This is a genomic window from Candidatus Palibaumannia cicadellinicola (assembly GCF_002855795.1).
GTDB classification, from domain to species: Bacteria; Pseudomonadota; Gammaproteobacteria; order Enterobacterales; family Enterobacteriaceae; genus Baumannia; species Baumannia cicadellinicola_C.
This window is the reverse complement of record NZ_NJPO01000128.1, coordinates 1-5,144: the sequence shown is the minus strand read 5'-3', so window position 1 is coordinate 5,144 and position 5,144 is coordinate 1. Positions and strand designations below refer to the sequence as shown.

At 41.1% G+C, this 5,144-nt stretch carries 6 protein-coding genes; 4 read left to right on the top strand and 2 right to left on the bottom strand.

Features of this window, described 5'->3' with window-relative positions; all coding sequences use genetic code 11:
• Window positions 1–115 precede the first annotated feature (115 nt).
• From diaA to murA, 4 genes are all read left to right on the top strand, one after another.
• On the top strand, window positions 116–706 hold the full coding sequence (gene diaA / locus CEX73_RS02415; protein WP_101627003.1) for a DnaA initiator-associating protein DiaA: 591 nt from the start codon (window positions 116–118) through the stop codon (window positions 704–706).
• Window positions 706–1,284 (top strand): division/outer membrane stress-associated lipid-binding lipoprotein, encoded by a 579-nt coding sequence (gene dolP / locus CEX73_RS02410; protein ID WP_101627002.1) that lies wholly within the window; start codon window positions 706–708, stop codon window positions 1,282–1,284. Before diaA ends, dolP begins: the two co-directional genes overlap by 1 nt.
• Before the next feature lie 99 nt (window positions 1,285–1,383).
• Window positions 1,384–1,638: a BolA family protein gene (locus tag CEX73_RS02405; RefSeq protein WP_101627001.1), complete on the top strand. Its 255-nt coding sequence runs from the start codon at window positions 1,384–1,386 to the stop codon at window positions 1,636–1,638.
• A gap of 18 nt (window positions 1,639–1,656) precedes the next feature.
• Complete coding sequence (gene murA, locus CEX73_RS02400; protein ID WP_101627000.1) at window positions 1,657–2,910, top strand: UDP-N-acetylglucosamine 1-carboxyvinyltransferase; 1,254 nt, start codon at window positions 1,657–1,659, stop codon at window positions 2,908–2,910.
• Between the two features lie 103 nt (window positions 2,911–3,013).
• Here the strand turns inward: murA and degQ are convergent, their stop codons facing one another.
• Complete coding sequence (degQ, locus tag CEX73_RS02395) at window positions 3,014–4,384, bottom strand: serine endoprotease DegQ (protein ID WP_101627004.1); 1,371 nt, start codon at window positions 4,382–4,384, stop codon at window positions 3,014–3,016.
• Window positions 4,385–4,509: 125 nt separating this feature from the next.
• Window positions 4,510–4,914 carry a Z-ring associated protein ZapG gene (gene zapG, locus CEX73_RS02390; protein WP_101626999.1) on the bottom strand — a complete coding sequence of 135 codons (405 nt, stop codon included), beginning with the start codon at window positions 4,912–4,914 and terminating at the stop codon, window positions 4,510–4,512.
• Window positions 4,915–5,144: the final 230 nt, after the last annotated feature.

Genomic DNA, 5,144 nt, shown 5'->3' with positions numbered 1-5,144 from the left:
TAAATATGCATATCACTCGCATAAGAGTGATATGTAATGCTGCGCTAGTTTCGAAACCTTCTATTACCGTATATAATCTTAAATATTATTTTATTAATTAATTAGGTAATTAAACGTGCTAGAAAAAATCAAACTGTGTTTTAACGAAAGTATCCAAACGCATATTGCGTCTGCGGAGACATTACCCGATGTTATTACCTACGCTGCAACTATATTAGTACAAGCATTGCTTAATGGAAACAAAATTTTATGCTGCGGCAATGGAACCTCAGCAGCTAACGCACAACATTTTGCTGCTAGCATGATTAACCGTTTTGAAACGGAACGTCCTAGTCTACCGGCTATCGCATTAAATGCGGATAATGTCGTATTAACAGCAATTGCTAATGATGGGCTACACCAGGAAATCTACGCTAAGCAGGTTCGCGCACTAGGCCAGTCCGGGGATATTTTGCTAGCTATTTCCACCCACGGTAATAGTAATTATATTGTCAAAGCGGTAGAAACTGCTGTAACTAGAGATATGACTATTGTTGCTTTGACAGGCTATGATGGTGGTGAAATCGCAACACTCATCGGTAAAAAAGACGTTGAAATACGCATACCATCATATCGCAACACACGTATCCAAGAGATGCACATGTTGACGGTGAACTGTTTATGCTACTTGATAGATAATGCTTTATTTCCCTACCAGGACGATTAATGCCAGTTCGTAAGACTTTATTACTACTACTATGTACTTGCCTAATGTTACCAGGATGTGTAGGTACTGTTGTGGTGGGCACGACGGCAATGGCGACGAAAATAGCTATTGATCCCCGTACCTTAGGTACGCAGGTTGATGACTATACGCTTAAAGCGCGGGTTGCCAATGCGTTGGCCAAGGATAAGCAGTTAAAAAAAGAGGCGAGGGTTATCAATACTACTTATCAAAGCAAAGTGTTGTTGACAGGGCAAGCCCCAACTATAGCGCTAGCAGAGCGCGCTAAGCAAATTACGAAAGACGTAGATGGCACAACAGTCATTTACAACGAAATACGCCAGGGTAAGCCAGTTTCGCTTGTACGTGCTTTAATAGATATTTGGATTACAATAAAAATTCGTTCACAACTACTAGCTCACGAAGCAGTCAAATCCTCTAACGTTAAAGTTACAACAGAAAACGGTGAAGTTTTCTTATTTGGTCTAGTAACTCATGCTGAAGGTAAGACTGCGGCAGAAATAGCTAGTAGGGTAAGCGGCGTTAAGCATGTCATTATAGCTTTCACCTATCGGCAATAACGTAACAGTAGGTCATGACTATTTATAATGTGTATGACATGAGGAGACATATAACTACTAGTATATATCTATATACTAACCTCTTTACGAAGAAAAATTATGAAAACAAATGAAATCAAAGAGTTACTGATGTCAGCTCTGGCATTAGACGAAGCCTATGTCAGCGGAGACGATATTCACGTTCAGGTGATTGCTATTAGTAAACAATTTTCTGGTATGAGCATGGTCAAAAAACAGCAGACTATTTATGCTCCGTTAATAAAACATATAGCGGATAACCGGATTCATGCTCTGTCGATTAAAGCTTATACTCCAGAAGAGTGGCAAAGCCATCGTAAGCTATACGGTTTTTAAATACTAGGCTAGCTTAGCATGGATAAATTTCGTATCCAGGGTCCAACCCCGTTGATCGGGGAAGTAACTATTTCAGGTGCTAAAAACGCGGCTTTACCGATTTTATTCGCAGCATTATTGGCGGAAGAGCCAGTAGAAATTCAAAATGTTCCAAAGCTTAAAGATATCGAGACAACCATCAAATTGCTTAGTCAACTGGGTGCTAGGGTAGAACGTAATGGATCCGTTTATGTAGACGCTAGTAAAGTAAATGTATATTGCGCACCATATGATTTGGTCAAAACCATGCGTGCTTCGATTTGGGCGCTAGGCCCACTAGTCGCGCGTTTTGGACAAGGTCAGGTTTCTTTACCAGGAGGTTGCGCTATCGGCGCCCGGCCGGTTGATATGCATCTTCGTGGCTTAGAAAAGCTAGGAGCTACCATTACGTTAGAAGAAAAATATGTCAAAGCATCAGTTAAAGGAAAGCTGCAAGGTGCTCATATCGTTATGGAGAAAGTAAGTGTGGGAGCTACAGTTACTATTATGAGCGCTGCGACATTGGCAAAAGGCACTACTATTATCGATAATGCCGCACTAGAGCCAGAGATTGTAGATACAGCTAATTTCCTGACGACTCTTGGTGCTAAGATTAGTGGCGCTGGTAGTGATCAAATTATTATTGAGGGAGTTTCGTATCTAGGTGGGGGAGTGTATCGCGTGTTACCAGATCGCATTGAAACTGGTACATTCTTAGTAGCTGCTGCAATTTCTCGTGGACATATTTTATGTCAAGCAACTCGCCCAGATATACTAGATACGGTGCTAGCTAAATTGCGCGAAACAGGTGCCAATATCGAAACAGGAGAGGATTGGATAAGCTTAAATATACATGGACAACGGCCTAAAGCTATCATGGTACGTACAGCACCGCATCCTGGTTTTCCCACGGATATGCAAGCACAGTTTAGCTTGTTAAATCTAGTCGCCGAGGGAACTGGCGTCATTACCGAAACTATTTTCGAAAATCGTTTTATGCACGTACCAGAACTAATACGTATGGGTGTGCATGCAGAGATAGAAAGCAATACCGTTATTTGCCATGGTGTAGAGAAACTTTCAGGGGCACAAGTTATGGCCACAGATTTACGCTCCTCTGCTAGCTTAGTATTAGCTGGCTGTATTGCAGAAGGTGTGACAGTCGTAGATCAGATTTATCACATCGATCGTGGTTATGATGGCATCGAAGAGAAATTACGCAATTTAGGCGCTAATATTGAGCGTATCAGCTAACAAAAAACAGACTCATTTTCATTTATTAATTAGTAATAACACAATAAAACTAACACCGATACTCAAGATCAACTATGGTGTTAGTTTTTAACAAAGATGTTACTTATTTTAATAAGAGAAAAATACTCGTATCGCCACGAACAATATTCAGTGCCATAACAGCTGGTTTATCATTCAAAACTTTACGTAGCTGAATTAAATTATGCACCTGTTCAAGATTTAAGCCGATGATGAGATCGTCTTTTTGCAGACCAATTGCTGCCGCTGGGGAATCCTTGACGACATTCTCTACCCGTACGCCTTTAGTGCCGTCTTTCAGCTTTCCGTTGCTGAGGGAAGCACCCTGTAGTGCTGGTGTTAACATTTCTTTACTAGACAAAGTGGAAGCACTATCATCGAGCACTACGGATATATCTAACGGTTTGCCGTTGCGCAGTAGCCCTAGTTTGACCGTTTTACCCGGCGTAGTTGTACCTACTTTAACACGTAGTTCGTCGAAGCTTTGAATAGGCTTGCCCTCTACCGATACGATAATATCTCCTGCTTTTATCTTGGCTTTAGCTGCCGCTGATCCAGCTAGTACTTCGCTCACGAAAGCGCCGCGCTGAGCTTCTATATGAAAAGCTTTAGCGATATCAGCAGTTAATTCTGTGCCTTTTATTCCCAGTTGGCCTCGTTTGACTTCGCCAAATTCAATTAGCTGCTGGCTTAAATTATTTACGATATTGCTAGGAATAGCGAAACCAATGCCAATATTACCGCCACCTGGCGCAAGAATAGCGGTGTTAATACCGATTAGTTCCCCGTTGAGGTTAACTAGTGCGCCGCCGGAGTTACCACGGTTGATAGACGCATCGGTTTGAATAAAATTTTCTAGTCCTTCTAAATTAAGTCCACTGCGACCCAGCGCTGAAACGATACCAGAAGTTACGGTCTGGTCAAGGCCGAATGGATTACCTACTGCTACGGCAAAATCCCCTACTTTCAAAGTATCTGAGTCCGCTATCTTAACTTCTGTCAGATTCTTAGGTATGGGTAGTTGTAGCAACGCTAGATCAGTTTGTTCATCGTGGCCAACCAGTTTAGCATCGAATTTACGACCGTCGTTGAGCTGTACTTTAATCTTATCTGCGTTGTGAATCACATGATTATTAGTAATTACATAACCTTTATGGGCATTGATAATCACTCCAGATCCCAATCCTTCGAACTGCCTTATACTATGGTTCCCGCCAGGCACATCTGGACCAAAAAAATACCTAAACTCTTTTGGTAAAGTTGGCCGCTGTATTGACTGTGTACCCTCTACATGAACGCTCACTACTGCGGGCAGTACTTTTGTTAGCATAGGCGCTAGACTAGGCATAGGTTGTCCTAGAAATTCAGCGGGCAGCGCGGCTATAATAGCGTTAAATGGTAACAAACTAAGCCCAATACTTAGTATCAATACGCGAAATAAAAGTGTTGTTTTCATTTCAATGTAAACTCTCTTGTTATTCATCAAACATAACAGCTACTAAACTAAAGTTAATAAACCGTGTCATGACATGACATGATCTTATATAAGACAAAGTGAAATACAGTTCAGTATTAGTATCATCACTTATTACGCGAGACATAAATGGAGCTTGGTATCTCGCTAGAACTATCAGGAGAGTCATCCCACGGTTGTATTTCAGCTGGAATTTGATCATTATCAGCCTCAGTAAGCCGATAACGAAAAGGATTATCTTCTTTACGCTGAGTAGGTAACAAGCGATTAGAACTTTTCACCATATGTTGATAAAGTTGCCGATAGCTATTAGCCATATTATCAAGTAATTCAGCGCTGCGAGCAAAATGGCTGTTCAGTTCCTTCCGACACTTGTCTAGTTCAGCTTTACTCTTCTCTAACTCATTTTGTAACATTTGTTGCTGGCGTAACTTACGGTTGCCGAACCGCATTACGACCGCCCCGATAATGATTCCTACTAAGAATCCAATCAGCATAGATTTCCAGGTCATAATAACTCCTATTTGTCATTGTAGTATTGGGGTTATTACATGGTTAGCCACACATTAATTGCTTACTCATAATGTAGTATAAATTAATAGTAAAATAACAAATTATTAGCTAGGCCGGACCACGGGTAATATTGAAATATTATGTTCAACCGCACCACTGTGTAACATGTGCGATGCGAAATGATTATTTTACATGTTATTTCTAGAACATCCGCTCGCTTTCATGTGAC